The sequence below is a fragment of the Kineosporia sp. A_224 genome (assembly GCF_002198655.1).
Taxonomy (GTDB): domain Bacteria; phylum Actinomycetota; class Actinomycetes; order Actinomycetales; family Kineosporiaceae; genus R-H-3.
The window spans coordinates 1-26528 of the sequence record NZ_MWLN01000223.1 but is presented as its reverse complement, the minus strand read 5'-3'; the positions used below and the strand labels follow the sequence as shown (position 1 = coordinate 26528).

22 protein-coding genes are annotated in these 26528 nt (G+C 75.7%); 10 read left to right on the top strand and 12 right to left on the bottom strand.

What is annotated here, in order from left to right; genetic code table 11:
* Window positions 1–19: 19 nt before the first annotated feature.
* The 3 genes from EDJALFJO_RS29605 (at window position 20) to EDJALFJO_RS34640 (ending at window position 6419) form a co-directional block, all read left to right on the top strand.
* Entirely contained in the window at window positions 20–4690 is a 4671-nt protein-coding gene (locus EDJALFJO_RS29605) for an RHS repeat-associated core domain-containing protein (protein ID WP_088289922.1), read from the top strand.
* Window positions 4687–5466, top strand: coding sequence for a hypothetical protein (locus tag EDJALFJO_RS29600; RefSeq protein ID WP_088289921.1), 780 nt, complete (start codon window positions 4687–4689; stop codon window positions 5464–5466). Before EDJALFJO_RS29605 ends, EDJALFJO_RS29600 begins: the two co-directional genes overlap by 4 nt.
* An 815-nt stretch (window positions 5467–6281) precedes the next feature.
* Complete coding sequence (locus tag EDJALFJO_RS34640; RefSeq protein ID WP_158220614.1) at window positions 6282–6419, top strand: hypothetical protein; 138 nt, start codon at window positions 6282–6284, stop codon at window positions 6417–6419.
* Window positions 6420–6467: 48 nt separating this feature from the next.
* Here the strand turns inward: EDJALFJO_RS34640 and EDJALFJO_RS33815 are convergent, their stop codons facing one another.
* Entirely contained in the window at window positions 6468–7073 is a 606-nt protein-coding gene (locus EDJALFJO_RS33815; RefSeq protein ID WP_143448868.1) for a DUF4291 domain-containing protein, read from the bottom strand.
* Window positions 7070–11425, bottom strand: coding sequence for an FtsK/SpoIIIE domain-containing protein (locus tag EDJALFJO_RS29590; RefSeq protein ID WP_143448867.1), 4356 nt, complete (start codon window positions 11423–11425; stop codon window positions 7070–7072). The genes EDJALFJO_RS33815 and EDJALFJO_RS29590 overlap by 4 nt, the downstream gene beginning before the upstream one ends.
* 197 nt (window positions 11426–11622) lie before the next feature.
* Between EDJALFJO_RS29590 and EDJALFJO_RS29585 the strand changes: the two genes are divergently transcribed.
* The 3 genes from EDJALFJO_RS29585 to EDJALFJO_RS29575 are packed head-to-tail and all read left to right on the top strand — an operon-like array spanning window position 11623 to window position 14564.
* A complete protein-coding gene (locus EDJALFJO_RS29585; RefSeq protein ID WP_088289919.1) occupies window positions 11623–11904 on the top strand; it encodes a metal-sensitive transcriptional regulator in 282 nt (93 codons plus the stop codon).
* Window positions 11905–11959: 55 nt separating this feature from the next.
* Window positions 11960–12178, top strand: coding sequence for a heavy-metal-associated domain-containing protein (locus EDJALFJO_RS29580; RefSeq protein WP_088289918.1), 219 nt, complete (start codon window positions 11960–11962; stop codon window positions 12176–12178).
* Window positions 12159–14564: a cation-translocating P-type ATPase gene (locus EDJALFJO_RS29575; protein WP_198950763.1), complete on the top strand. Its 2406-nt coding sequence runs from the start codon at window positions 12159–12161 to the stop codon at window positions 14562–14564. Before EDJALFJO_RS29580 ends, EDJALFJO_RS29575 begins: the two co-directional genes overlap by 20 nt.
* Window positions 14565–14592: 28 nt before the next feature.
* Here EDJALFJO_RS29575 and EDJALFJO_RS29570 read toward each other — a convergent pair whose 3' ends face one another.
* The 5 genes from EDJALFJO_RS29570 to EDJALFJO_RS29550 all read right to left on the bottom strand — a co-directional run bounded on the left by EDJALFJO_RS29570 (window position 14593) and on the right by EDJALFJO_RS29550 (window position 19165).
* Window positions 14593–15231 (bottom strand): VOC family protein, encoded by a 639-nt coding sequence (locus EDJALFJO_RS29570; RefSeq protein ID WP_088289917.1) that lies wholly within the window; start codon window positions 15229–15231, stop codon window positions 14593–14595.
* Window positions 15232–15646: 415 nt separating this feature from the next.
* Window positions 15647–16897 carry a lycopene cyclase family protein gene (locus EDJALFJO_RS29565; protein ID WP_198950762.1) on the bottom strand — a complete coding sequence of 417 codons (1251 nt, stop codon included), beginning with the start codon at window positions 16895–16897 and terminating at the stop codon, window positions 15647–15649.
* A 47-nt stretch (window positions 16898–16944) separates the two neighbouring features.
* On the bottom strand, window positions 16945–18036 hold the full coding sequence (locus EDJALFJO_RS29560; protein WP_088289916.1) for a sensor domain-containing diguanylate cyclase: 1092 nt from the start codon (window positions 18034–18036) through the stop codon (window positions 16945–16947).
* Window positions 18037–18192: 156 nt separating this feature from the next.
* The gene (locus EDJALFJO_RS29555; protein ID WP_088289915.1) at window positions 18193–18732 is read right to left on the bottom strand and encodes a DUF3592 domain-containing protein; all 540 of its coding nucleotides are present in this window, start codon (window positions 18730–18732) and stop codon (window positions 18193–18195) included.
* A gap of 229 nt (window positions 18733–18961) precedes the next feature.
* Window positions 18962–19165, bottom strand: coding sequence for a hypothetical protein (locus tag EDJALFJO_RS29550; RefSeq protein ID WP_088289914.1), 204 nt, complete (start codon window positions 19163–19165; stop codon window positions 18962–18964).
* A 98-nt stretch (window positions 19166–19263) separates the two neighbouring features.
* On the opposite strand from EDJALFJO_RS29550, the gene EDJALFJO_RS29545 reads away from it, so the two are divergent.
* The gene (locus tag EDJALFJO_RS29545) at window positions 19264–20355 is read left to right on the top strand and encodes a hypothetical protein (protein ID WP_143448866.1); all 1092 of its coding nucleotides are present in this window, start codon (window positions 19264–19266) and stop codon (window positions 20353–20355) included.
* Here the strand turns inward: EDJALFJO_RS29545 and EDJALFJO_RS29540 are convergent.
* Genes EDJALFJO_RS29540 through EDJALFJO_RS29525 form a run of 4 tightly spaced genes read right to left on the bottom strand, consistent with a single transcriptional unit; the run spans window position 20302 to window position 23268 of the window.
* A complete protein-coding gene (locus tag EDJALFJO_RS29540) occupies window positions 20302–21195 on the bottom strand; it encodes a biotin-dependent carboxyltransferase family protein (protein ID WP_088289929.1) in 894 nt (297 codons plus the stop codon). The two genes, EDJALFJO_RS29545 and EDJALFJO_RS29540, sit on opposite strands and share 54 nt — an antisense overlap.
* Window positions 21196–21212: 17 nt before the next feature.
* Complete coding sequence (locus EDJALFJO_RS29535) at window positions 21213–21848, bottom strand: allophanate hydrolase subunit 1 (RefSeq protein WP_088289912.1); 636 nt, start codon at window positions 21846–21848, stop codon at window positions 21213–21215.
* Between the two features lie 40 nt (window positions 21849–21888).
* Entirely contained in the window at window positions 21889–22455 is a 567-nt protein-coding gene (locus EDJALFJO_RS29530; RefSeq protein WP_088289911.1) for a GNAT family N-acetyltransferase, read from the bottom strand.
* A 24-nt stretch (window positions 22456–22479) separates the two neighbouring features.
* Window positions 22480–23268 (bottom strand): LamB/YcsF family protein, encoded by a 789-nt coding sequence (locus tag EDJALFJO_RS29525; protein ID WP_088289910.1) that lies wholly within the window; start codon window positions 23266–23268, stop codon window positions 22480–22482.
* Between the two features lie 34 nt (window positions 23269–23302).
* Between EDJALFJO_RS29525 and EDJALFJO_RS29520 the strand changes: the two genes are divergently transcribed.
* Genes EDJALFJO_RS29520 through EDJALFJO_RS29510 form a run of 3 tightly spaced genes read left to right on the top strand, consistent with a single transcriptional unit; the run spans window position 23303 to window position 26141 of the window.
* The gene (locus EDJALFJO_RS29520; protein WP_088289909.1) at window positions 23303–24682 is read left to right on the top strand and encodes a hypothetical protein; all 1380 of its coding nucleotides are present in this window, start codon (window positions 23303–23305) and stop codon (window positions 24680–24682) included.
* On the top strand, window positions 24679–25275 hold the full coding sequence (locus EDJALFJO_RS29515) for a CPBP family intramembrane glutamic endopeptidase (RefSeq protein WP_088289908.1): 597 nt from the start codon (window positions 24679–24681) through the stop codon (window positions 25273–25275). The genes EDJALFJO_RS29520 and EDJALFJO_RS29515 overlap by 4 nt, the downstream gene beginning before the upstream one ends.
* The gene (locus tag EDJALFJO_RS29510; protein WP_143448864.1) at window positions 25272–26141 is read left to right on the top strand and encodes a hypothetical protein; all 870 of its coding nucleotides are present in this window, start codon (window positions 25272–25274) and stop codon (window positions 26139–26141) included. The genes EDJALFJO_RS29515 and EDJALFJO_RS29510 overlap by 4 nt, the downstream gene beginning before the upstream one ends.
* A gap of 21 nt (window positions 26142–26162) precedes the next feature.
* Here the strand turns inward: EDJALFJO_RS29510 and EDJALFJO_RS34635 are convergent.
* Window positions 26163–26528 (bottom strand): cadherin-like domain-containing protein (locus tag EDJALFJO_RS34635; RefSeq protein WP_198950761.1); only part of this gene is annotated, 366 nt, incomplete at its 5' end.

Here is a 26528-nt window from a genome sequence, read left to right as displayed (position 1 = left end):
CCGGCGTGAGGGGAGCCCCGTGTCCGTGACGGCCGACTGGTCGCTCGTCGACCTCGGTGCCGACCCGTGCCCGGGGGACGTCGAGGGGGTGCGTGCGCTCGCGGCGCGGCTGTCCGGCTACGCGGACCTCGCGGCGTCGAACCGGGACCGGCTGCGCACCGTCGCGGCGGACGTGTCCGGCGGGCCGCTGCGCATGCGCGGCGACTACGCGGGCGCGTACGTCGAGCAGTTCGCCGAGCTCCCCGACGAGCTCGCCAAGCTGGAGAAGGCCTACCGCGGCTGCGCCGCGGCGCTGGGCCGGTTCGCGACCCGGCTCGACGAGGCGCAGGGCAAGGCGCGGACGGCGCTGCGTGCGGGCTCGGACGCGCAGGACCGGTTCTGGTGGGCGCGGCGCAGCGCCGACGCCGCGCTGCCGGCGGGCACGACGCTGCCGTGGGGCAGCCACGGGCTGAGCGTGCCGCAGGCCGACGCGGCGACGTCCGGCCTCGACGAGGCGACGCGCAGCCAGGTCCGGGCGGCGGTCGCGCGGGCGGTGTCGGCGAAGGCCGACCAGGCCCGTGCGGCCCGGTTGGCCCGGGAGGCGGCCGCCCTGCGCGGCGACGCCGAGCGGGCCTGCGTCGACGAGATCGACGACGCCCTCCACGACTCCGGGATCGCGAACAAGTCCTGGTGGCAGAAGGCCTGGGACAAGGTCAGTGCACCGTTCCGGTCCTGGGACGACTTCGTGTCGCTGTGCGAGAAGGTCGCGCTCGTCGCGGGCGTCGTGGCGCTGTTCGTGTCCGGGCCGCTCGGCTGGGCGATCATGGCGGCGTCGATCGCGGCCGGGGCGGTGATCCTCGCCGACAAGGTCGACAAGTACCTCAAGGGCGAGGCGTCACTGCTCGACGTCGGGCTCGCGGTGCTCGGGGTGATCCCGTTCAAACCGGGGGCGCTCGCCGAGGGCGCCCGGGCGCTCGTGCCGGCGCTGCGCGCGGGCGGCGGCAAGCTGCTCGGCGAGGGCGCGTTCGGGCTGCGGACGGCGATCCCGCACGGGCTCGAGATCGCCGGCGGGCTGCGCGGTGCCGCCCGGGAGCCGGGGCTGTTCGCGCGCGCCGTGATCTGCCGGGCGTTCGAGGCCGACCCGATCGACCTCGCGACCGGTGAGATGTTCGTCGACGCCGTCGACCTGTCGCTGCCGGTGGCGCCGGGGGCGCCGCCGGTCGCCGTCCGCCGGATCCACCAGTCGTCGTACCAGATCGGCCACCGGTTCGGTCCGGCCTGGAACACCAGCCTGGACCGGCGGCTCGAGGTCGACGACACCGGCGTCGTGTACACCGGCGGGGACGGCCTCGTGCTGCTCTTCCCGGCCGCGCCCGACGGCGTCGCGGTCGAGTGCTCCCACGGGCCGCGGCTGCAGCTGACCCGGACGGCCGTCCCCGACCCGCTCGCCGGCGTCGTCGAGACGTACTCGGTGCACGACCCGGTGTCCGGCCTCACCGAGCACTTCTCGGCCGCGGGCGGCGTCGCAGGGGTGACCGCGCTGCCGGTCGTCGGGGTCTGCGACCGCGCCGGGCGGCGGACCGAGTACCGGTACGACGCCGACGGCTGGCTCACCGGGATCGTCGCGGTCGACGGCTCCGGCCGGACGGCGTACCGGGTGCGGGTCGAGACGGTCGACGGGCGGATCGCCGCGCTCGTCGTCGAGGGCCGCCCCGCTGCCGGGACCGGCGAGCCTGCCGAGGCGGACGTCGTCGTCGCCCGGTACGGGTACGACACCGCGGGCCGGCTCACCCACGTGTTCAACTCCTCCGGCAGCGCGATGCGGTACGCGTACGACGACCTGGGGCGCGTCGTCCGCTGGGAGGACCGCAACGGCACCTGGTACGCGTACCGCTACGACGAGCAGGGCCGCTGCTACGCCGCCGAGGGCACCGAGGGAGTGCTCCGGGCGCGGATCGGCTACGACGACTCGCCCGCGGCCGACGGGACGACGACCGCCCGGTTCACCGACTCCCTCGGCCGGACGACGGTCTTCACCGCGAACGCGGCCCACCAGATCGTGCGGCGGGAGGACCCGCTCGGCGGCGTCTGGTTGCAGGAGTGGGACGACCGCAACCACCCGCTCGCCGCGACCGACCCGCTCGGCCGGACCACCCGGTACGCCTACGACGAGGCCGGCCGTGCGACGTCCGTGACCCTGCCGGACGGCGCCGTCACGACGCTCGGCCGCGACGACGCCGGGCTGCCCGTCACGGCGACCGACCCGACCGGCGCGACGTGGACGAGCCGGTACGACGAGGCGCGCGGGCTGCTGCTCGAGCAGACCGACCCGACCGGGGCGACGACCGCGTTCGAGTGGGACGACGCCGGGCATCTCGTCACGGTGACCGACCCGGTCGGCGCGACGACCCGGGTGGCCTGCGACCCGGCCGGGCTGCCGCTCCAGGTCGTCGACCCGACGGGCGCGACGACGTCCGTGACCCGGGACGCGCTGGGCCGCCCGGTCGCGGTGACCGACCCGGCCGGTGCGACGACGCGGGTCGCGTGGACGGTCGAGGGGCACCTGCGGGAGCGGACCGGCCCGGACGGCGCGCACTGGACGTGGACCTACGACGCCGAGGGCAACCTCCGCGAGGCGACCGACCCGGTGGGCGGCACGACCCGGGTCGTGCCGACCGCGTGGGACCAGCCCGCCGAGGTCACGACGCCCGACGGCGCGACGACCCGCTACGCGTACGACACCGAGCTCCGCCTCGTCGCGGTCACCGACCCGCTCGGCCTCACATGGCGGTACGCCTACGACCCGCGCGGCGACCTCGTCGCCGAGACCGACTTCGACGGCCGCACCCGGAGCCTGACCCGGGACGCCGCAGGCCAGGTCGTGCGGCGCGAGAGCGCGGCGGGGGTCGTGGAGTACGAGCGCGACGCGCGCGGTGCGGTGCTCGCCGAGGTGGCAGCCGGGCCGTCGGGGGTCGCCGTCCGTGCGACGTTCGCGTACGACGCCGCGGGCCGGCTCGTGCGCGCCGCGAATCCGGACGCCGACCTCGCGCTGACCCGGGACGCCGTCGGCCGGGTCGTCGCCGAGACGACCACCGACCCGCTCGGTGTGCGGACGCTGGCCTCGCAGTACGACGCGGCCGGCCGGCGGACCGGGCGCACCACGCCGGCCGGCACCGCGTCGGGCTGGGCGTACGACGGCGCGGGCCGTCCGGTCGCGCTGACCGGCACACAGGACGGCACGACCGATCCGTTGGTGCGCTTCGGGTACGACGCGGCGGGCCGGCCCACGCGTCGCACCCTCGGCCCAGACCCGACCGGCGCCGTCCTCGACCTGGCCTGGAACACCTCCGGCCTGCTCGCCGCGCAGACCCTCACGAGCACGGCCGGCGACCCGGTGCTGCGCCGCACCTACGGGTACGCGGATGACGGCTACCTCACCCGGGTGGAGGACCTCACCGGCACGACGGTCCTCGGTCTCGACCCGCTGCGCCGGATCACCTCTGCCGCAACGGGTCCGGGGCCGGCCACGGAGCAGTACACCTACGACCCGGCCGGCAATGTCACCGACGCCGTGTGGCCGGGCACCGACGGTTCGGACGGCACCGACCCCGATGCCGCCAAGGGCCCGCGTGGCACCCGCGAGCACACCGGCACCCGCGTCGTCCGCGCCGGCCGCACCACGTACGTCCACGACGACGCGGGCCGCCTCGTCACCCGCCGCACCAGGCTGCTCTCCGGCGGCACCCGCACCCACACCTACAGCTGGGACACCCACGACCGCCTCACCACCTGCACCACCCCCGACGGCACCGTGTGGCGCTACACCTACGACGCCCTCGGCCGCCGCACCGCCAAGCACCGCCTCGAGGACGGCGCCGTCGTCGAGTCCGTCGTGTTCACCTGGGACGGCACCACGCTCGCCGAACAGACCCGCACCATGGCCGGCACCGACCCGGTCGTCACGACCTGGGACCACGCCCCCGACGGCCTCACCCCGCTGACCCAGCGCACCCGCACCGAGCGGGAGCAGCCCTCGCACGACCAGGCCCCGCACGAACAGGCCTGGTACGACGAGCGGTTCCACGCGATCGTCTCCGACCTCGTCGGCGCCCCGACCGACCTCGTCACCCCCGACGGAACCGTCGCGTGGTCCCGCCGGACGACGATCTGGGGCGCCCCGCTCGACGCTCCGGCCGCCGACGGGACGACCGTCACCTGCCTGCTGCTGTTCCCCGGCCAGTACACCGACGACGAGACCGGCCTGGTCTACAACTACTTCCGCCACTACGACCCCACCACCGGGCGGTACGCCAGCGCGGACCCGCTCGGGCTCCTCGGGTCACCGAACCCCGCGACCTATGTCGACAACCCGACGGCGTGGGTGGACCCGCTCGGGTTGACGCCGTACTCCCCGCTCGTCACCGAGGCCGGCCTCAACCACAGTTTCGGCAGGCACGCAGCCCAGTGGTTCGGACGCACCGCCGGCAAGGTTCAGTTCGAGGAGTGGACGACACTTGTGACGAGAGCCTCCGGGAGCTCGAAGATCGTGCCGTGGAGCACAGGTGGGACGGACACGTTCCTCCACCTCGCACGGATCGACGGCAAGTGGTTCGCGGCGCAGTTCGCCCGCTCGACCGGTGAGCTGTCCACCGCGTTCGTGCCCAACAATGGTCAAGTGACCGCGATCCTTCGCCTCCTGGGCAAGCTATGAACGATCTGCTGTACCCGGAGCCGCCGCACCTGACGGCGTCCGTCGTCGCTGCCGGCGCGCAGGAGGACCAGTTCTCGCGCGCCTGCACCGTCGCCGTCTCCCTAGGCTGCACAGGGACCGGCGCGGTCGTCGTCGCGCCGTGGGAGCAGAGCTTCGAGTTCAGGTTTCATCTCGAGGACCTGGCCGCGCGCCAGGACCTCTCACCCGGTTCCTTCGACGCGGTGGTGTCCGGAGCGGACACCACTCGGGGTCGGCCGATCCTCGCCGGGTTCCGGCATCCCACCTGGGGCGTCGTCCTCGTCGAGTACCTGCCGTCCGGCCCGGCGGACCAGCACCCCATCGGTGTGACCGTCGCAGCCGACGCCCTCGGGATCCCCGAGTCCCTGTGGTCGTCCCGTGAGAAGACGCGAGCCCGCAAGCTCGCGGCGTGGATCATCTCGGTTCTCACGCAGCTCGTGGACGACGACGGCGTCCTCTACGGAGCTCTCGGGATCGAGCTCAGACTGCCGTCCCCGACGGCACTGGCGGGCGGCGACGCCGTGTGGGCCTCGTCGGTGTACGTCCCGGACGGTCTTGCCGACGGCCAGGTCGACGTGCCTGCCGCGTTCCAGGAGGCCCTCGGGGACGCCGTCTCCCTCGGTCGCGGGCGCCTCTACTGCGGGTGGGCCCCCCTCAGCGGCGGCGGAGAGGTCGTGCCCGACTTCGACACCAGGCTCCGCCGTCCGGCGATCCTGTTGGGCAGCAGCGCAGCCGCGGCGCTGCTGAGCAGACCATGATCAGTCCGGGCTTCTGCCGATCCACCCGAGGCCGCGCTGATGGTGGACGCGCACGAGTCGAGCGAGCTTGCTCCGGCGCTGCGAACGGGTACGCGTCTGGTGACCGCCGACGCTACGCGCGCGAGCTCCTTGGAACGCCACTCGATACCTACCCGCCAGGCGTGGTAACCGGCACTCGCCGTGCTGATGCAGCTCTATCTCGACCCGGCTGGAAGGACGACTTCAACTCCGTCGACAACGTGTGCGCGGAGAATGTCGCGGCACTCTGCCGCGGAATCCGCCACGATCATGGAGTGACGAGCAGACGTCGGGTCGCGAGCCGGGGCCGGTGCGCCGGTCCTGTTCTCCTCGGGCCGGCATGGTCGAGCACCGACGGGCACTGACGCCGTGACGCGAACCAGGAGTTCCGCATGACCGACGACGCCCAGCAACCCTGTCGTTCGACGCACTGCCCGGAGTCACAGGGTGGGTCGGTGTCGTCACGGTGGACGTCGGCTCCGACGGACCGGTGTCCGAGGTGGTCGATCGTTGCCGTGAAGCGTTGGCCGTGATCGCCGCCACCGTCGCGGGTGGCACCCCGTTCGAGGATATGAGGTGGCAGTCGGTGCTGCCCAGGTGGCTGCTCGCCGCCTCGGAGCCGGACATCGCACCGGATGGCGGGCGGGCCCTGCGGCGGCGGTTGCAGGCGTTGTCGCCCGAACGGCGCGTCGCACTCGCCCGCACCCTGGCTTGGACCGTCTCGGACCTGATGTCGTGGTTCGAGCCAGGAGACAGTGACCCCCTCGAGTGGAACGCCAGCGTCACGGATGACCACCATGCTGACGCACGAATACGCCGACGACTGGGCCAAGACCGTGTACTACGGCCGCAGCAGCTACTGGTGGGTCGCCGGCCGCAACCCGCAGCAGCCGTTGCCCTACCCCGGCTTCGACCCGGACCTGCACGGCGGGTGAGCCGGCGGACGCGTCGAAGACCAGGGCCTTGGCGTCGCAGCCGACCCGTCAGGCGTCGGGAGGCGTCGCGCCGAGCCGGGTCACGAGTGCGGGTGGCAGCGGGTAGGGGCGCTCCGGCGGCAGCAGCACCGTCGCGGCGGCGAGGTCGCCGGCGCGCACGTGCGCGTGCATCGCGCGCGCCGACGGCGTGACGTCGTCGAGGCCGACGATCCACTCACCGACGTACCGCGGGACGGCAGCACCGGACAGGCCCACCTGCAGGCTGCGCCACCCGAGCGGCTGCAGGTGCAGGTCGCGCTCGGGGTCCCACTGCACCCGGACCGGGCTCGCCCGCAGCGCGGCCCGCCAGGCGTCGTGCGAGGCGTGCAGTGCGGCGTCGAACTCGCTGAGGCAGGCCCGGGACAGCGCCTCCTCGAAGCCGGCCCGGCTGAGGCGGACGGCGAGAACCCTTTCCTGGTCAGGCTTCTCGGCCCAGCCGCAGCGGTACATCATCCACAGGAACGACGGCTTGACCCACGTCATCCGGTCGACCTTGAACGGCGCGACGAAGGTGCCGGCAGCCAGCGCCGGGTCGGCGATCCGCGGCGGGTAGGCCTGGTAGACGGTGATCGTCGCGTCGTCGAAGACCGCGCGCACCTGGCGGTAGGGCGTCACGGCCGGGCCCCCTGCACCAGCGTCACGGTGCGGCCGACCGCGAGGTGGCCGCGACCGGGCGGGCCGGCGAAGAACTGGTCGGGCTCGAGCTGGAAACCCATCTCCCGCGCCGCCGCCGGCACGGTCGGGCAGAGCAGGAACCGCGCCCCCGAGGTGAAGACCTCGCCGACGACCCGGGCCAGCGCACGGCGCTGGCCCTGGACGATCGGCAGCGCGTCGCCGGCGAGCACGAGCGCGCGGCGGCCCTGCGAGCCGGGCTCGGCGATCTCGGCGAGCAGGGTCGGCTTCTCGTCCCAGTTCTCCTTCGCCGCGGTGACGACGACCTGCTCGCAGTCGTCGACGACGACCGCGTAGCGGCCGCCGGGCAGCACCGCCTCGAGGTCGGCGGCCGCCTCGCGCAGCGCCGTGTCCTCGACGGTCGTGCCGGTGACGACCCGCACCCCGGGGTCGGAGGCCGGCAGCAGCGCGGCCAGGCCCGAGCGCGGCGGGCACACCGCGAGGACCCCGATCCCCTGCGCCCGAAGGCCTCGCGCGACCGTCGCGGCGACGGACGTGCGCCCCGTGCCGGCGACCCCGGTGACGAGGAGCAGGTGCGGACCGGCCTCGAAGAGGTCGATCCCGACCGGCTCGACGGCCGGGCCGCCGACGCCGAGCGGCACCCATGCAGCACCGCGACCGGCGTCGTCGAGCCCGACCGCGGCGCGCGTCTCGGCCAGCGAGAGAGCGACCGGCAGGCGGGGCAGGACGACGGGCAGCCGGGCCGGGTCGAGGTCACCACCGACGCCGTGCCCCTTGGCCGCGACGAGCGCCGCCGCGACGTCCGGCACCGACACGTGCAGATGTGCACCGGTTGCGCCGTCGATCGCCCGGCCGGGCAGCAGCGGCGGGGCCGCCGTCCGGGTCGGGGCGTGCGAGCGGCGCAGCTCGTCCTTGGGGAACGGCAGGAGCACGCGCTGGGTGAACAGCCCTGGCAGCTTGCCGTTGAGGATGTCCTGGCCGCCGATCGGCACGACGTGCACCCCGACGGGCGGGCCGTTCTGGATCACCTCGCGCAGGGTCTGGAGCAGCGAGGTCTCCTGGAACATCGGGTCGGCGCGGTTCTCGAAGTGCTCCCAGCCGTCGACGACGAGCACGACGAACGGGTCGCGGTGCCCGGGCGGCACCGAGAACCGCGCGACGGCACGGCGCTGCACCTCGGCCGCGAGCCACAGGACGAGCCGACGCACCCGGTCCGGCTCCCCCGGCGTGACGACGCCGCCGCAGTGCGGCGCAGCCTCGAACGCCGCCAGGCCACCGGGTTCGCGCTCGAGGACGTACACGTGCGCCTCGTCCGGGCGCCACCGCGTGACGACGCCCGCGAGCAGTGCCGCGGCGACCGTCGTCCGGCCCGACTGCGGCCCGCCCGCGACGAGGAGCCGGTCGGTACCCGCGAGGTCGAGGACGGCGGCCGGCTGGGACTGCCGGTCCGGCACGTCGACGAGCCCGAACGGGACGGCGGTCGCGGCGACCGGCTCGGTCGCGCGCGCCGGGAGGTCGACGAGCGGGAGGACGACGGGCAGTGCCGGCAGCAGCGGCCGGAACGGCTGCGGCGCAGCGAGATCCGCCGACGCCTGCTCGATCGCCTCGATCGCGAGCACCTGGTCGGTCCGCTCGCCGCGGGGCCCGGTGGCGTCGGCCGGCCGTGGCTCGCCGAGCGTCGTCCAGTCGAGCAGCCGCACGTGCGCCGGCGGCGCCTGGCCGGTCGGCGGCGGGTCGCCCAGGTAGCCGGACTGGAAGAGCGTCGGGGTGCGGGTCTCGTCCTTGGTGCAGAGGACCATCCCGCGGCCGCGGAGCCGGCCGGGGATCGACGCGGCGTCCGGGACGCCGAGCACCTCGACGCTGTCGGCGGGCTCGTTCTGCCGCAACGTGATCCGCAGGTCGATGTTGTTCTTCAGCTCGGGCGACAGCTTGCCCTGGAGGGACTGCGTCGCGAGCACGAGGTGCATCCCGAGCGAGCGGCCCTTCGCGGCGACGTTGACGAGCTCGACGAGGAAGTTCGGCGACGTCTCGAGCACGCGGGCGAACTCGTCGAAGACGAGGACGAGGCGGGGCAGCGGCTCCCAGCCGGCCGAGCCCCGGGAGCGCCAGTACTCGTCGATCTCGCCGCCGAACCGCGCGAGCATCGACTCCCGGCGCCGCACCTCGGCGCGCACCGACGCGAGCACCCGCTCGGCGGCGGCCGCGTCGAAGACGTCGGCGGCGGTCTCGCCCGTCGAGCGGATGAGCGAGACGACGTGCGGGCAGCGCCGGAAGGGCAGGAACGCGCTGCCGCCCTTGAAGTCGACGAGCACCAGGTTCAGCTCGTCGGGCCGGTTCGCCATGAGCAGCGACGTGACGAGGGTCTGGAGCAGGATGCTCTTCCCCGCGCCGGTCGCCCCGCCGAGCATCGTGTGCGGACCCTGCCCCGCGAGGTCGACGGTCACCGGGCCGGAGGCGTCGGCACCGAGCACGACCCTCGTGCACGGCCCCGGCGTGCGCGCCCAGGCCCGCGCGACGTCGTCCGGGGTCGGCCGGGCGATCCCGAGCAGGTCGAGGAACCGCACGGGGTACGGGACGGCCCGCTCCGCGGCGGCGAGCGTCAGCCGGTCGCGCAGCGGGGACAGCGCCCGGGCGACCCGTTCGGCGTCCGCGGCGGAGATCTGCTCGGCGTGCGCGGTGACCGGCTCCTCGACGCGCGAGCGGGTCAGCCGCACGGCGCCGGTCTCGTCGACGGCGCACTCGGCGCGCATCTCGTTGAGGCTCTGCCGGTCGACGGCGACGGTGTGGACGCCGACCTCGGGCCCCTCGCGCAGGACGGTCTCGATGCCGGGCAGCTTGCGCAGCGCGAGCGCGCCGTCGAGGACCACGACGACGTCCTCGCCGAACCGTGCTCCCGCCGGCCGGCCCCCGTCGAAGCTGTCGCGGGCGGCGTCCTTGCGACGCGTCACGAGGTCGCGCAGCTCGGCGATCCGGTCCCGGCGGGTGCTGTCCGTGCTGCCGACGAGCACCGGGACGGCGCCGTCCTCGCCGGGGTCGAGGTGCGGCAGCCACGCCGTCCAGGCGAGGTCGTCCGCGCCGCCCGGGTCGGCGGTGACGACGACGAGCCGCAGGTCGGCGGGCGAGCGCAGGGTCGCGAGCTGGGCGACGAGCCAGCGGGCGGTGCCCGCGGTGGCGGTCGCGGGGCCGACGACCCCGAGCACCCCGGCGGCGCGCAGGTCGACGGTGACCGGGACGCCGCGGACGACCGGCGGGACGAAGCCCTCCCAGACCTCGCCCTCGCACTCGACGGCCGCCGGGCGGCTCCCGGTGCCGACCCTGACGACGAGCCCGTCCGGCGAGTCGGCGTTGCGCGGCCACACACCACGACGGCGCCCGGTCGCGGCGAGCGTCACGTCGTGGACGTCGGGCGCGGCCGCGCGGCGGGCCCGCTCCTCGGTGGTCACGGCGGCGGCGATGGTCTGCTGCACGGCCGCCTTCGCGGTGTCGAACCGGGACTGGCTCGCGGCCCGGCTGCGCCGGTCGAAGAACGCCTGCGCGGCCCACGCGACGGGCCCGAAGAGGCCCAGCAGCAGCATCGCGGGCGAGTGGAGGACGACGGCCATGACGCCGCCGAGCACGAGCGGCACGACGGCCGTCGTCACCGCGGTCGCCTTCGACGAGGCGTTGCGCTCGACCGGCTGCGGCATCCGGACCCGGACCGGCACGATCGCCGGGCTCGCGGCGAAGGCCCGGTCGATGTCGAGCCGGGCGTCCGGGCTGCGCACGGGCGGGGGCGGCGGCGGACCGACCGGGACCCACTCGAACAGGCCCGCCCCGACCTCGAGCACGGCACCCGGCGCGAGCGCCGCCGCGGTGCCCGGGGCGAGCGGGACGCCGTCCACCCGCGTGCCGTTCGCGGAGCCGAGGTCGGCGACGGACGCCGTCCCGTTCGGCTCGAGCCGGATCTCGGCGTGGGTGCGGCTCGCGTCGGGGTCGCGCACTGGCACGGACGCGTCCCGGCGCCGGGCGATCTCGTGCCGGCCGATCGCGAGCCAGTGCACGGCACCCGCGTCCGGGCCGTCGAGGGCGCGCAGCGCGCCGACCGCACCGTGCGGGAGGGCCCTGGGGTCGGGGCCGGGGGCGCCGAGGGAGAGCACGGCGCCGGGGACGAGCGGGCTGTCGGCGACGGTGGACGCAGGGTCGAGCCAGGCGGCACCGACGAACCAGGCGGAGCCGGGCCCGCCGAGCGGGAGCGCCGCGAGCAGGGACGCGACGGACGACTCCGGGGCCGCCGACACCTCGACCGTGCGGGAGGCCCCGGTGCCCGGGTCGTGCACGGTCACCCTGAAGTTCACGTCGGCGGTCCCCCGGGGCCGATGGTCACTGTGGCGGCCGAGTATAGAGATCACGCACGAGGTCGGTCGCGCTGACCGGGGTGACGTCCGGACCCGGTCCCGCCCGACGCGGTGGGCGGGACCACGGTCCCGGCCGGAAATACCCTGCGGGGGTATGGTGTTGGCCCGGACGACAGCGACCACGTCGAGGGAGGGTCATGGCCGGCTACTCGGGCTCCAAGGACGACTACCTGCGCCGGCTGCGGCGGATCGAGGGGCAGGTCCGCGGCATCCACAGGATGGTCGAGGAGGACGTCTACTGCATCGACATCCTCACCCAGGTCGCGGCCGTCACCAAGGCCCTGCAGGCCGTGAGTCTCGGCCTGCTCGAGGACCACGTCGGGCACTGCGTCGTCGACGCGGCCCGGGAGTCCGACGAGGCCGCGGCGACCAAGGTCCGCGAGGCCGCCGACGCGATCGCCCGGCTCGTCCGCAGCTGACAAGCACCCTGCGCTCACCGAACCACGAAGCACCACGCTCAACGAGGAGACCGAAGTGACCACCACCGTCGTCCACGTCGCCGGCATGACCTGCTCGCACTGCGTCAACGCGGTGACCGAGGAGCTCAAGGAGCTCGCCGGCGTCCGGGACGTGACCGTGGACCTCGTCGCCGGCGGGACGTCGAACGTCTCCGTCACCAGCGACGCCCCGCTCGACGGCGAGGCGGTCAAGGCCGCCGTGGACGAGGCCGGCTATGCCGTCGTCGACGACTGACACCCCGCCGCCCTCGACGCCCCCGACTCCCGCGACAGTGCCGGCCGCCCCGGCGCCCGTCGTCCCGCTCGTCACGCTCGACCTGCCGGTCTCCGGCATGACCTGCGCCTCGTGCGCCGCCCGGATCGAGAAGAAGCTCAACCGGATGGACGGCGTCACGGCGTCCGTGAACTACGCGACCGAGAGCGCGCACGTGTCGTTCCCCGCGGCGCTCGACCCGCACGACCTGATCGCGACGATCGAGAAGACCGGGTACGGCGCGACCCTCCCGCCGCCGCCCGCTCCGCCGCAGCCCGACGTCACGACCGGCGGACCGTCGTCCGCGCCCGTGACCGACGCCGCGGACACCCGCCTCGAGGCCCTGCGGCAGCGGCTGCTCGTCAGTGCCGCGCTGGCGCTGCCGGTGCTCGTGCTGTCGATGGTCCCGGCGCTGGCCTTCGACGGCTGGCAGTGGATCGCCCTGACCCTCGCCTCGCCCGTCGCGGTGTGGGGCGCCTGGCCGTTCCACCGCGCGGCCGTCGTCAACGCCCGGCACGGCGCGACGACGATGGACACCCTCGTCAGCCTCGGCGTCACCGCCGCCTACCTGTGGTCCCTGTACGCCCTGCTCTTCACCGCGAGCGGCGACGTCGGCACGGGCATGCGGATGGACATGGCGGCCATGCGGGCCATGGGCGGCGCCGACCTGTACCTCGAGGTCGCGGCCGTCGTCACGGTCTTCCTGCTCGCGGGGCGGTACGCCGAGGCCCGCGCGAAGCGCCGCTCGGGGGCCGCCATGCGCGCGCTGCTCGAGCTCGGCGCCAAGGACGTCGCCCGGCTGCGCGTCGGCGACGACGGCAGCCGGACCGAGGAGCGGGTGCCCGTCGACCGGCTCGCGGTCGGCGACCTGTTCGTCGTCCGCCCCGGGGAGAAGGTCGCGACCGACGCGGTCGTCGTCGAGGGCACGAGCGCGCTCGACGAGTCCCTGCTCACCGGCGAGCCGGTGCCGGTCGACGTCGGCCCCGGTGACACGGTCACTGGCGCGACGGTCAACACGTCGGGCCGGCTCGTGCTCCGGGCGACCCGGGTCGGCGCCGACACCCGGCTCGCCCAGATCGGCCGGCTCGTCACGGCCGCGCAGAGCGGCAAGGCCCCCGTGCAGCGGCTCGCGGACCGGGTCTCGGCGGTGTTCGTGCCGGTCGTGCTCGTCATCGCGGTCGGCACCCTCGTCACCTGGCTCGTCGTCACCGGGGACGTCACGGCGGCGTTCACCGCGGCGGTGTCGGTCCTCGTCATCGCGTGCCCGTGCGCGCTCGGCCTCGCGACCCCGACGGCGCTGCTCGTCGGCACCGGCCGCGGCGCCCAGCTCGGCATCGTCATCAAGGGCCCCGAGGTGCTCGAGCAGACCCGGCGCGCCGACACCGTCGTCCTGGACAAGACCGGCACCATCACCCAGGGCCGGATGCGGCTCGTCGACGTCACGGCGTCGGACGACGCCCGCGCGGCGGGCTTCGACGCGGACGACGCGCTGCGGCTCGCGGGTGCGGTCGAGTCGGGCAGCGAGCACCCGGTCGCCGCCGCGGTCACGGACGCCGCACGGGAGCGGCTCGCCGCGCTCGGCGGCACGCTGCCGGACGTCGAGCAGTTCGTCTCGACGGCCGGCCAGGGCGTCACGGGCACGGTCCGGACGGCGCACGGCGCGGCCCTCGACGTCACCGTCGGCAGCCGCGCGCTGCTCGCCGGCCGCGGGCTCGCCGTCCCGGCCGACCTCGACGCGGCGCTCGACGCGGCGGAGACCGCGGGCCGGACGGCGGTGCTCGTCGGCTGGGACGGCGCGGCGCGCGGGATGCTCGCCGTCGCGGACACGCTCAAGCCGACCTCCCGAGAGGCGGTCGCCGCGCTGCGGGCGCTCGGGCTGCGGCCGGTGCTGCTCACCGGCGACAACGCGCGGGCCGCCGCGGCGGTCGCCGCCGAGGTCGGGATCGCGGCCGAGGACGTCGTCGCCGGGGTGGCCCCGGAGGGCAAGGTGGACGTCGTCCGGCGGCTCCAGGCGCAGGGGCGCGTCGTCGCGATGGTCGGGGACGGCGTCAACGACGCCGCGGCCCTGGCCCAGGCCGACCTCGGCCTGACGATGGGCAGCGGCACGGACGTCGCGATCGAGGCGGGCGACCTCACGCTCGTGCGGTCGGACCTGCGCTCGGCCGCCGACGCGATCGCGCTCTCACGCCGCACCCTCGCGACGATCAAGGGCAACCTGTTCTGGGCGTTCGCCTACAACGTGGCCGCGCTGCCGCTCGCCGCGCTCGGGCTGCTCAACCCGCTCGTCGCGGGCGGGGCGATGGCGTTCAGCAGCGTCTTCGTCGTGACGAACTCGTTGCGGCTGCGGCGGTTCACGCCGCACCGCTGAGGACGCCGTCGGACCGTCGTCCGGTCGCTCAGACCTCGACGCGGCCCGTCGGGGTGTCGAAGAACGCCGAGAGCAGGCCCGGGGTGCCGTGCGGGGCGACCCACTCGACGTCGACCTCGTCGAGCGGGTGGTCGCCCGGCTGCCCGAGCCACTCGCACAGGCGCTCGGGGCTGCCCGCGATCCGCAGGCCGGCGAGCTTGACCGTGCCGTCGGCGTCGACCGACGGGTGCAGCCCGGGCTCGACCTCCCAGTGCGTGAAGAACGGCAGCTGCGGGTCGGCGATGAGCCCGTTGATGCCGATCTGGTGCCAGCGCAGCTCGACGCCGTCGGGCCGGTGCCGGTTGCCCGGGACCGCCTGCCGGCCCAGCCGCGCCTCGACCGGCGCGAGGTCGTCGACGGCGACGGCCCAGCCGAGCCACCCGCCGCCCGCCTGCGACCGGGCCCGGACGGCGCGACCGTACGGCGCCTTGTCCGCGACCGGGTGCTCGAGCACCTCGACGACCTCGACGTAGTGCCCGCCGGCGAGCGGCAGGACGACGTTGCGGGTGCCGAACCGCGGATGCAGCCCGCCGTCGACCGGTGCGACGCCGATCGCCTTCCCGAGCCGGGCCGCCGTGGCCCGGAGACCGTCGTGCTCCGCCGCGTACGAGAGATGATCCAGGCGCATACCTCGATGAGACCACGGAGCGGGTGGTCGGTCTGCACCGGAGGTCCCGGTTCGTCACCCGGACGGCGCAGGCGTGTCACCCGTCTCGCCCTGCCCGCGGTCGGCGTCGGGAGGCGGGCGAGGACAGGGGGTGCGGGTGCTTTGCTCTGCCATCACGAGCGAGCCAGGACCCCCGCCTGCTCTGCCATCACGAGCGAGCCAGGACGACGGCGCTCAGCGTGTGCGCGGGCGTGACCCCGAGCATGTGCGCCAGGGGCGGCCAGCGCGACCGCTCCGCGTCACGCTCGGGCACACGCTCGGGCACACGCTCGGGCGCACGGTGGCTTGGCTCGCTCCTGATGGCAGAGCAAAGTCTCGCGAGGGGCATACCTTCCGGGCGCCCGACGCGGGAGGGTCCAGGCGCGGTGGGACAGGCTCAGGCGGGGCGGGTGACGCGGCGGCGCAGGCGGGCGGCGGCGTCGCCGAACGCGGCGGCGGTCATCGCGAGGACCGGGGTCGTCCGCATGAGGGTGAGGTCCTCGACGAGGGTGGTCCCGCTGTCGAGGAAGCGCAGGACGTCGGCCGGGCGGTTGCGGGCGAAGAGGGTCGCGAGCAGCGCGGCGCCGCCGGTGCGGCCTCGGTCGAGGGCGCGCAGCAGGACGGCGTCCATCCAGAGGTGGCGGTGCGAGTAGGCCGCGGGCGGTGCCGGGGGGCGGCCGTCGAGGAGTGCCTCGGCGATCGCGTGCGCCTGGCGCTGCATCGCGGCGAAGGTGTAGCCGGTCGAGGGGCGGGTCGCGCCGCCGGCGGTACCGATCCGGAACCGGCCGGGTGCGGGGCGGGCGTCGAGGACGGCGTCCGACATGGGGATCGCGCCGTCCTCGACCTCCTCGACGACGGCGGCGGCCGCGGCGGCCGCACCGAACCGGGCCTCGAGGTAGCCGCGCAGCGCGGTGTCGTACTGCTCGTCGGTGAGGCGGGCGCGGGAGAACTCCGTGTACTCGACGAGCGCGCGCCGGTCGTCGAGCGGCAGGACGTAGCCGAAGCTCACGGCGTGCTGCGGCTGCGGGGTCGTGAAGTCCATGAGGACCGGGACCTGCGGGTCGAGGGCGCCGGGTCGCAGGGTCGCCGGGTCGAACGCGACGGTCCGGCCGCGGAAGTGCTGCAGCCAGGCCGTGTTCGCCGGACGTCGCGGGGCGGCCGGGCGGGAGTCGAGGACCCAGCGCGCGGACAGCGTCCGGCCGTCCGTCGTCCGGACCTGCGAGCGCGCGCCGGACGGCGTGCCGTCCACGACGTCGCTCACCGCGGCGACGACCCGCTCGACGCCGAGCGAGACGACCGCCTTGTCCGCGAGCGCGTAGAAGTCCGCCGACCGGACCATGACGTACCGCAGCGGGTTCAGGTCGTGGACGCCGACCTCGCCGTCCGGGCCGACGACCTCGACGCGCCGCCACTGCCGGTGGACGGCGCCCTCGACGGCACCGAGCACCTCGCCGTCCGGGACGTCCCAGAAGCACCACGTGCGGTCGGCCCCGGCGCGGACCACCGGGTCGACGAGCACCACCGACGGGACGGTGACGTCCTCGCCGCGGGCCCGTCGCTCGCGGGCCAGCCGGTCGAGCGCGACGACGACGGACAGCCCGGCGCCGCCCGCGCCGAGGACCGCGACGTCGAACTCCTGCTCCCCCACAGGGCACAGCCTGCGGCATCGGGCCTGGTCACCGCACGGCGGGGCCGTCAGCTCGCCGGGGACGGACCTGCCTGGCCCGGCACCTGGATCAGCGCGGGACGCGGCGCGACCGGCTGGACGACGTCCGGCGGGCGGGCGACCGCGGCCTGCTCCTGGAGCAGGGCGAGTTGGACCGGGTCGGTCTGCGCCGGCGGACGGCGGGTCGTGCGACGCCTGCGGGCGCGCTTGGCGGCGTACATCGCGGCGTCCGCGCGACGCACGACGGTGTCGGCGGTCTCCCCCGGGCGGCTGAGCACCGCTCCGCAGCTCGCGACGACGACGACCTCCGCGCCGTCCACCGGGATCGGCACCCGCAGCGCCGCCTCGACGCGCCGCATGATCTCGGCGAGCGCGGCGGCGTCGACGACGTCCCCGGCGACGACGAGGAACTCGTCGCCCCCGAGCCGGCCCGCCGTGTCCCCGGCGCGGAGCACCCGGGTCAGCCGTTCGGCGACGGCGACGAGGAGCTCGTCGCCGGCCGCGTGGCCGAACCGGTCGTTGACACCCTTGAAGCCGTCGAGGTCCAGGTAGATCACGCCGACCGGCAGACCGGAGCGGGCACCGCGGGCGAGGGCGTCCTCGAGCCGCTCCGCGAGCAAGGTGCGGTTCGCCAGCCCGGTGAGCCCGTCGTGCAGCGCGAGCCGGACGAGCCGCTGCTCCTCGAGCCGGCGCCGGGTCGTGTCGTCGATGTGGGCGAGGAGGTACGGCTGGTCGCCGAGGACGACGCGGACGGCGGTCGCCTCGAGCCAGCGCGGGGCGGCGTCCGGCGGGGCGACCGAGACCTCCGCCCAGGCGACGTCCCGGGTGCCCGCCCGGACCCGGCCGAGGTCGTCGAGCCAGCCGGTCGCCTCGTCGCTGCCCGGCGCGGCGTACCGGACGAGGTCCTCCAGGCTGCCGTCGTCCGGGTCGATCCCGGTGCCGACGAGCAGGTCGCGGAAGCTCGGGTTCACGTCGACGAAGCGGCCGTTCGGGTCGCACAGCGCGACCCCGACCGGCGCGTGCTCGAAGAGAGCCCGGAAGCGCTCGTCCCCGCCGTGCGGCGGCGCGCTCTCGGCACTGACGAGATCGACGACGAGATCCGGTTCAGCCTTCTTCGTCATGGCGCCTCCTCATCCCCCCGGGATGGCTCACAGTGATCGGCTGACTGCGATGAGTAAACGTCGCCAGGCTAACCACTGAAGCCCGGATCGCCCGGGATTGACTCGTGCTCCGTTCGGGTGACGGTCGAACCGTCGTCCGGTCGACGGCCCGAGGGCCTACGGGGCGTCGACGACGCCGGGCAGTTCGACGTCGCCGGGGACGTCGTCGCCCCCGCCGAGCCCGAGCGCCACCGACAGCACGAGCGCGGCCACGACGAGCACCCCGACCCCCAGGACGGCGAAGAAGCCGCCGGCCGCCCCGACGACGATCTCGTTGCCGCCCGACGGCAGCAGCACCGTGGTCGGCGCCTCCGGGTCGTAGAGGACGTCGACCTCGCTGCCCGGGGCCTGCCCGCGGAAGGCGTTCGCGAGCGGGACCTCGACCTCGTGCGTCACCTCGCGACGGTCCTCGAAGCGCACGGTCGTGCGGACGACGGACCGCCGGTCGCCGTCCATGTCCCGCTCGACCGCCGTGCGCGAGCCGACGACGACCGCACGGACCGGCAGGGCGCGGGCCCGGACGACGCGCGCCTGACGCATCCGGCGGACCAGGGTCGAGCCGACGAGGAGCATGCCGACGCCGATCACCGCGGCGAACCCGCCGAAGACGACGCCGGGCGTACCGCCGAACAGGTCCTCGCCGAAGAAGTCGCGCACGTGGGCACGCTATCGCCGGCCCCGGGAGCGCCGCACCGCCCCGACCCCGATCGGGCCGACGACGGCGCACAGCGGACCGTCGTCCGCTCGTCGTAGCGGCGTGCGCGGTTCTCACCCAGCCGTCCAACCGTTCTCCGGCCGGACGGTCGCCGGTCGGTTGGTGCTCGTGAAGGGCAGGGCCGTCCTGCGCTGAGCAGGGGTCGCGCGTCGTGGTGCACGGCCGCTCGGGTCAGTCCCCCGACCCGAGCCCGACCCCGATCGTGCCGAGGACGACGAGGACGGCACCTGCGAGGACGACGAGCGCACCGACAACGAAGGAGATCACCGTCTCGGCCCGTGAACGGGTCCCGGCGCCCCGCCGCCCGGCGGCCCGGACGAGGACCGCGGCGCCGAGCAGCACGGCGACGACCCCGAGCCCGAGGATGTAGATCATGGTCGCACTGTACGCAGCCGGACACAACGGAACCGGCGGCCGGCCCGGGCCGCATGCCTAGGATCGTTCAGCCGGAGCGTGCGGTCCGGGGTTCGTCGATGGGGGACGCCGTGGCGGAGCAAAGGACCAGCCGACCGCGCCGGCGGTGGCAGCTCCCGGCGGCGGCCGCCGCGGTGGTGCTCATCGCCGCCGGCGCGTCGGCGCTGCTGCCGGGGCGGGGGTCGCCGGAGACGGCGGCGGGCCCTTCGGCGGCCCGGACGCGGCCACTGCCGGCCCTGGTGCTCACAGCGATCGGGACGTCCAAGGCGGCCGCGAGGGGCGGCCTGCTCGCCGTGCGCACCGAGGAACGGGACGAGGCGACGGACGACGTGTCGCGCTACGACGCTGCGGACGGGCGGCTGCGCACGGAGTCCTCGACCGGGTGGCGGGTGGTGACGACCCCGACCGCGGCGTACACGTTCGACCCGGACGCCGGCCCGGCGCGGACTCTGCTGGGACGCGGCCCGGATGTCTGGACCGTCTCCCCGGCGACATCGGTCCGGTGGCAGGCACCGGGCGACGGGATCGACGACCTGTATCTGCACGACGTCCTCCCGGAGCGACCGGACCAGACGGAGCCCACGTCCACGGCCACCGAGCGGCAGCCGGACGGCGGAGTTCTCTACACGATCACCTGGGCGAGCATCGGGACGCGGGCGACGTGGACGGTCGACCCCGCCGGGCGCATCACCCGTTGGGAGTCCGTCTCCGAGGGCACCGGCCGGTCCGAGATCCGGTTCACCTACGCGCCGCAGCGGGTGGACGTTCCGACGGACACCGTCCCCGAGCCGCTCTTCGAGGCCGCCGTCGAGGCGTCCCACCTGCCGGGCGAGCTAGCCCGGCAGGCGGAGGAGGACGTCTGCCGGCGCCCTTACGACCAGGACGAGGAGACCCGGCAACCGATGAGTCTGGCCGCGCTCCGCAGCCGTGCGGCCGATTGGAAGGACCGATGGGACGAGGAGCACATCCTGCCGGCGCGGGTCCGCGAGATCCCGGACGGCGTCGAGCTCGGGGTGCGCAACACGTTCACCGGCGAGGTCGTCACGGAGCAGGTCGTGCTCGACGGGGGTCGTCCGAAGCTGCGCTGGAAGCCGCCGTCACCGGATGGCAGCGGGCCGCAGGACCAGGCGCACCGGCTGCCCCGGGCGTAGTTGTGCGGCGGTGTCCGCGGACGCGTCGGTGAGCACCGCGGCGACCGGGTACCCGCCCGTCACGGGGTGGTCGGCGAGGAAGATCACCGGCAGCCCGGACGGCGGGACCTGCACGGCACCGCGCACCATGCCCTCGCTCGGGACCGAACCTGCACCCGCCTGTGCAGCGGGGCCCGGCCCCTGCTGCACGTCGTCGTGCGGCAGCGTGAGCCGCACCCCGACCCGGTCGCTCGCCGGGTCGACCGACCACCGGACCGCCCACAAGCGGTCAAGGAGGGCCGCCGGCAGCAGGTCGTCCCGCGGCCCGAGGACGGCGTCGAGCACGACCTCACCGCTCGGGGGGTCCGTGACGGGTGCGAGGTCGACGATCGGCGGCCCGGGCGGCGGCGGACCCACCGGGAGCCGGTCGCCGTCCCGCAGGCCCTCGGGTCCGAGCCCCGCGAGGGTGTCCCGGGACCGCGACCCGAGCACCGGCGGGACGGCGACCCCGCCGCGGACCGCGAGGTAGCAGCGCAGCCCGGCGGTCGCCGTCCCGAGGGTGAGGACCTGCCCGGCCCGGACGTGGACGACGGCGTTCCGGCCGACCGGGCGGCCGTCGACGTCGACCGGGCAGCCGGCCCCGGTCACCGCGACCTCGACGTCGGCCGAGGCCCGGACGGCGAACCCGCCGAGCGTGACCTCGAGCCCGGCCGCACCCTCGGGGTTGCCGACGAGCCGGTTGGCGAGCCGCAGCGCGCGGCGGTCGGCGGCGCCGGACCGGGTGACGCCGAGGTGCGCGAGCCCGGGCCGGCCGAGGTCCTGCACCGTCGTCGAGGGCCCGGCGCGGACGACGTCGAGCATCGGCCGGCCGGCCGCGCTCACGGGCCGACCGCCCGGAAGCGCACCCGCAGGCCCGGCTGCAGCAGCGCGGGCGGGTCGCGGTCGACGTCCCAGAGGACGGCGTCGGTGGAGCCGATGATCCGCCAGCCGCCGGGCGACGGCCGGGGGTAGATGCCGCAGTAGCGGCCGGCGAGCGCGACGGCGCCGGCCGGGACCCGGACCCGCGGGGTGTCCAGGCGCGGGACGGCGAGCCGGGGGTCGCCGCCGACGAGGTACCCGAAGCCGGGGGCGAACCCGGTGAACGCGACCCGCCACGGGCCCGCCGTGTGCGCGGCGACGACCTCGGCCGCGGTCAGGCCCGCGTGCCCGGCGACGGCGTCGAGGTCCTCGCCGTCGTAGCGGACGTCGACGGTCACCTCGGCGACGTGCGCGTCGTCGACCGGCTCGGACGGTGTGCCGCGCACCCACGCGGCCACCCGGGCGACGTCGGTGCGGGCGGGGTCGAGGACGACGAGCAGCGAGCGCTCGGCCGGGACGAGGTCGAGGACGCCGTCCGGTGCGCCGCCCGCCGTCCACGAGCGGTGCAGCCCGGCGTGCAGCGGCAGGACGTCGTCCGGGTCGGCGTCGACGAGCACGCCGACGTCGCCGCACGCGTGGAGCCGCCGGTCGGTCACGGGGCCATCGTGCCGGGCCGGGGCCGTCCCCAGGTGCCGGTCAGTCGCGGACCCGGCCGTGCAGGCAGACGTCGTGGTGCACGACCGGGGCGTCCGGGTTCTCCTGCAGCGGGAGGAACCGGCCCCGCCGGCCCTCGATCCCGAAGCCGGCCCGCAGCGCCGTCCGGCAGGACGCCACGTGCTCGACGGCGTGGTCGAGCTGGACGCGCAGGACGTCGCCGCCGTCCGGGTCGAGCAGCCACTCGGTGTGCAGCCGCAGCGCCGTGCTGCCGACCCCGCGGCCGCGGGCGGCGGGCAGGACGGCGTAGCCGATGTCGCGGACCGAGAACGGCGGCGGCGGGCCGGGCCGGACGTCGATGTCCCCGAGCACCCGGGCCGGGTCGGCGTCGTCGACGACGGCGAGGCTGAGCGGCTCCGACCCGGGCTCGACGGCGAGCGCCTTCTCGATCCGCGCGCGCTGGGCGTCCAGGTCGCGCGGGCCCATCGGCGGCGACCAGCGCAGGGACTCCGCGTCGTGGATCGCGAACCGCTGCTCGGCGTCCTCGGCGCGCCAGCGGCGCAGCCGGACGCCGTCACGTGCGATGCCGTCCTCCGGCCAGGTGCCCATCGCGCCAGTATCCCGCCGGACCGGTCAGGGCGTGGCGAACGACCGGACGTCGACCCCGGCCGCCGCGAGCGCCGTCCGGACCGCGCGGGCCAGCCCGACGGCGTCCGGGGAGTCGCCGTGCACGCACAGCGAGCCGGGGTCGACGGCGACGACCGACCCGTCGACGGCGACGACCTCGTGGTCGACGGCCATCCGGACGGCGCGCGCGGCGACCTCGGCGGGGTCGGTGACGAGGGCTCCCGGCTCCGCGCGCGGCACGAGGGTGCCGGCGGGCGTGTAGCCGCGGTCGGCGAAGGCCTCGGCGACGACCCGGAGGCCGGCGTCCGCGGCGTGCCGCAGCAGCGCCGAGCCGGGCAGCCCGAGGACGGCGAGCGGCCCGCCCCAGGCCCGGGCGAGCGGGCCGGCGGACAGCTCCGCGACGGCCTCGACGACCGCGGCGGCCTGCGCCTCGTGGTGCACGACCGCGTTGTAGAGCGCACCGTGCGGCTTGACGTAGGCCAGCGGCACGCCGGCCGCCGCCGCGAGCGCCGCGAGCCCGCCGACCTGGTACGCGACGTCGTCGCGCAGGTCGGCGGGTGCGACGTCCACGAACCGGCGGCCGAACCCGGCGAGGTCGCGGTAGGAGACCTGGGCGCCGAGCGCCACGCCGTGCCGGGCGGCCGTCGCGCACGTGCGGCGCAGCGTCGCCGGGTCACCCGCGTGGAACCCGCAGGCCACGTTCGCGCTGGTCACGACCTCGAGCAGGGCGTCGTCGTCGCCGAGGGTCCAGCGGCCGAAGGACTCCCCGACGTCGGCGTTGAGATCGATGCGCACCCCGACAGTGTGCCGCTGCCGTTACCGTCGCAGGGTGCTCGCGCATGCCTTCGGGGAGAGGTACGACAGCCCGGTCCCGCTCAGCCTGTTCGTCCTCGGCGGCGCACTCGTCGTCCTGCTGTCGTTCGCGCTCGTGTACCGGCGCGAGGTGGCCCCGGACGACACGGTGCGCGCCGACGTCGTCGTGCCGCCGTCCGGGGGCCGGGTGCTGCCTGCGCTGTCGGTCGTCGTGCTCGCGCTGCTCGTGCTCGGCGGGCTGCTCGGCAGCCAGGAGGTCTCGGAGAACCTGCTGCCGGTCTTCTTCTGGCTCGTCGTCTGGGTCGCGCTGCCGCTCGCCGTCGGTGCCGTCGGGGACTTCACCGGCCCGGTCAACCCGTTCGCGGCGATCGCCCGCGCCGCCGGCAGCGCGCGGGTGCGCAAGGCGGTGCTCAACCGGACGGCGCCCCTGCCGTGGCCGCCCGCGCTCGGCTGGTGGCTCGCGGCCGGCGTCTACTTCGTCGTCGTCGTCGGCGAGCTCGTGCTCAACGCGACGGCGACGCTCCCCCGGGTCACGGCGACCGGGCTCGTCGTCTACGCGCTCGTCTGCGCCGTCGGCGGGATCGTCTTCGGTGCCGACGCGTGGAACGGCCGCGGCGAGATGTTCACCGTGCTCTTCGCGACGTGGGGGCGCCTCGGCTGGTGGCGGTTCCGGGCGGGCGGCCGGCGCGGGTTCGCGGGCGGGCTCGACGTGCCGTTCGAGGCGTCCGCGAGCCGGGTCGTCGCGGTCCTGCTCCTGCTCGTGTCGGTCTCGTTCGACGGCCTGCTCTCGACGCCGCAGTGGGGCACGTTCACGGCTGCGTTCCCCGCCGGGGTCGCGCCGGGCAGCGCGGGCTACGAGGTGTTCGCGACCGGCACGTTCGCGGTGCTCACCGCCGTCACTCTCGGCGTCTTCGGCGCGTTCGCGGTCGCCGCGGGCCGGGCCGGGGCGCACGGGTCGACCTCCGGGGGCACGACGACGCTGCCCGCGTTCACCGGGCTGCTGCCCTCGCTGCTGCCGATCGCCTACGGCTACCTGCTCGCGCACTACCTGCAGTACGTCGTCGTCAACGGCCAGCTGCTTCTCCCGCTGCTCGGCAACCCGGTCGGCTCGGACACTTGGCCGCTGTCGCTGCCGTACCCCTTCAACGACGACTACGTCGTCTCGACGGCGCTGCTGCCCACGGCGGTCGTCTGGTACGTGCAGATCGTCGTCATCGTCGTCGCGCACGTCGTCGCGGTCGTCCTCGCGCACCGGCACCTCGGGCGCGCGGCCTCCACGGTCGCGCTCGCCCGGCGCTCGGAGTGGCCGTGGCTCGCGGCGATGGTCGGCTACACGATGCTCAGCCTGTGGCTGCTCGCGCAGCCGCTCGTCGAGCACTCCGGCGGGTCGGCGTGACGCTCGTCCTGGACGCCGTCCACGCCCCGCGAGCGCGCGCCGTCGCTCTCGTCGCCGGGCTGGCCGGTGCGCTCGCCGTCCGGCTCGGGGTCGCCGGCGACGCCGGGGTGCGCAGCGTGTGGGCGGGCGCGGTGTTCGCGGTGCTCCTGCTCGCGGTCGTCGTCCTCGCCGACCGCGCCGAGGCGCTGCGGCCCGGGCCGTGGCGCCGGCAGGTCGCCCTCGGCGGGCTCGGCGCGCTCGCGCTGTGCGTCGTCCCGCTCGTCGTGCACCTCACGACGGACGGCGGTGCGCTGCCCGCGCGCGACTTCCCGCTGTGGGCGCTCGTCGTCTCCGCGGTGGCCGTCACCGAGGAGATGCTGCTGCGCGGCGTGCTCTGGACGGCGCTCGACCGATGGGCGGGCGAGTGGGTCGCGCTCGGCGTGACGACGGTCGCGTTCGGGCTGCTCCACGTGCCCCTCTACGGTTGGTCCGTTCTCGTGCTCGACCTCGTGGTCGGGCTGCTGCTCGGAGGGGTGCGCATGGTGTCCGGTGGCTGGGGCGGTCCCGCGGTGGCGCACACGCTCGCCGACCTCGCCGGGTGGTGGCTGCGGTGACGGCCGCGACCGTGCCGTCGTCCGCACCGTCGTCCCGTCCGTCGCCCGAAGGCCGGGTCCGCGGCCGCCGTCGCGGCTGGGTCGTGCTCGTCGCGGCCCTGCTCGCGCTCGGCGCGACGGTCGCCGTCCGGCCGCCGCACGCGCCGCCGCTCTACGACGGCATCGGCTTCCCCGACGAGCCCTACCGCTGGGTCACCCCGCCGCCCGGTGAGTCGAAGGCCGCGGCCGCGGCGACCCCGGCCCGGGCGACGATCCAGGTCACGCCCGGCAGCAGCGGCGCGGTGAGCCAGGCGTCGCGCGGGTTCAGCAGCGAACAGGGCCCGCAGGTGGCCTTCTCCGTCGCCGAGGGGGCGTTCGCCGCGCCGGCGAAGACGACGTCGATCGACCTCGTAGCGACCCCGAAGGCAGCACCGAAGCCGTACGGGGACGGCGGCACGATCGTCAGCAACCTCTACGAGCTCTCGGCCCTCGCGGACGGCAAGGACGGCGCCGAGGTCCCGCTCGCCGCGGGTGCGGCCTTCATCGTCAACCTGCGCGCGGTGCGCCAGACGAACCAGACCGTCGTCCTCTGCACCTGGGACGGCGCGGCCTGGAACCAGGTTGTCACCCGCCAGGTCGGCACCGAGGTCTACGCCGCCCAGCTCTCCACGCTCGACCCGATCGCGCTCGTGCGCCTCGACCAGGGCGTCCAGGCGACCGTGGCGGCGCCCGAGCCGACCGCCGACGCCGCGGCCCCCGCGGGTGACCCGGCGACCGACCCGGCGTCCGGCACGAGCAACCGGACCCTCCTGATCACCGTCGGCGGGATCGTCGTCCTGCTCGCCGGGGCCCTCCTCGTGCTGCGGCGGCGCACCGGCGACGAGTGAGCCCGTGCCCCACGGCCGGGCTCACGGCCGGGGTCGGACGCAGCCGACCCAGCTCGGCGGCCACCACCAGACGTACACGCAGGTCGCCGACGGGTCCTGGACCGTGACGACGACGCCGGCCGTCCGGCTCGCGCCCCGGCCGTCGGTGACCGTGTAGGTGAACACGTCGGTCCCGGTGAACCCCGGACGTGGTGCGTAGGCGCAGGCGCCGGACGGCGTGCAGCCGACGGTGCCGTTCCGGGCCCGCCCCGCGGACGTCACGGTGAGCGGGTCGCCGTCCGCGTCGGTGTCGTTGGCGAGGACGTCCGCCGTGACCGCGGTGCCCTTCGTCGTCGTCCAGGCGTCCGCCCGTGCGCGCGGTGCGTGGTTGGGGGTCGTGGGGGTGGT

Excerpts from the sequence above, each read along its gene's own strand:
- EDJALFJO_RS29600 (WP_088289921.1), top strand. The coding sequence starts at position 4,687 with ATGAACGATCTGCTGTACCCGGAGCCGCCGCACCTGACGGCGTCCGTC.
- EDJALFJO_RS34640 (WP_158220614.1), top strand. The coding sequence starts at position 6,282 with ATGCTGACGCACGAATACGCCGACGACTGGGCCAAGACCGTGTACTAC.
- EDJALFJO_RS29585 (WP_088289919.1), top strand. The coding sequence starts at position 11,623 with ATGGCCGGCTACTCGGGCTCCAAGGACGACTACCTGCGCCGGCTGCGG.
- EDJALFJO_RS29575 (WP_198950763.1), top strand. The coding sequence starts at position 12,159 with ATGCCGTCGTCGACGACTGACACCCCGCCGCCCTCGACGCCCCCGACT.
- EDJALFJO_RS29570 (WP_088289917.1), bottom strand. The coding sequence starts at position 15,231 with ATGCGCCTGGATCATCTCTCGTACGCGGCGGAGCACGACGGTCTCCGG.
- EDJALFJO_RS29560 (WP_088289916.1), bottom strand. The coding sequence starts at position 18,036 with ATGACGAAGAAGGCTGAACCGGATCTCGTCGTCGATCTCGTCAGTGCC.
- EDJALFJO_RS29550 (WP_088289914.1), bottom strand. The coding sequence starts at position 19,165 with ATGATCTACATCCTCGGGCTCGGGGTCGTCGCCGTGCTGCTCGGCGCC.
- EDJALFJO_RS29545 (WP_143448866.1), top strand. The coding sequence starts at position 19,264 with ATGGGGGACGCCGTGGCGGAGCAAAGGACCAGCCGACCGCGCCGGCGG.
- EDJALFJO_RS29540 (WP_088289929.1), bottom strand. The coding sequence starts at position 21,195 with ATGCTCGACGTCGTCCGCGCCGGGCCCTCGACGACGGTGCAGGACCTC.
- EDJALFJO_RS29530 (WP_088289911.1), bottom strand. The coding sequence starts at position 22,455 with ATGGGCACCTGGCCGGAGGACGGCATCGCACGTGACGGCGTCCGGCTG.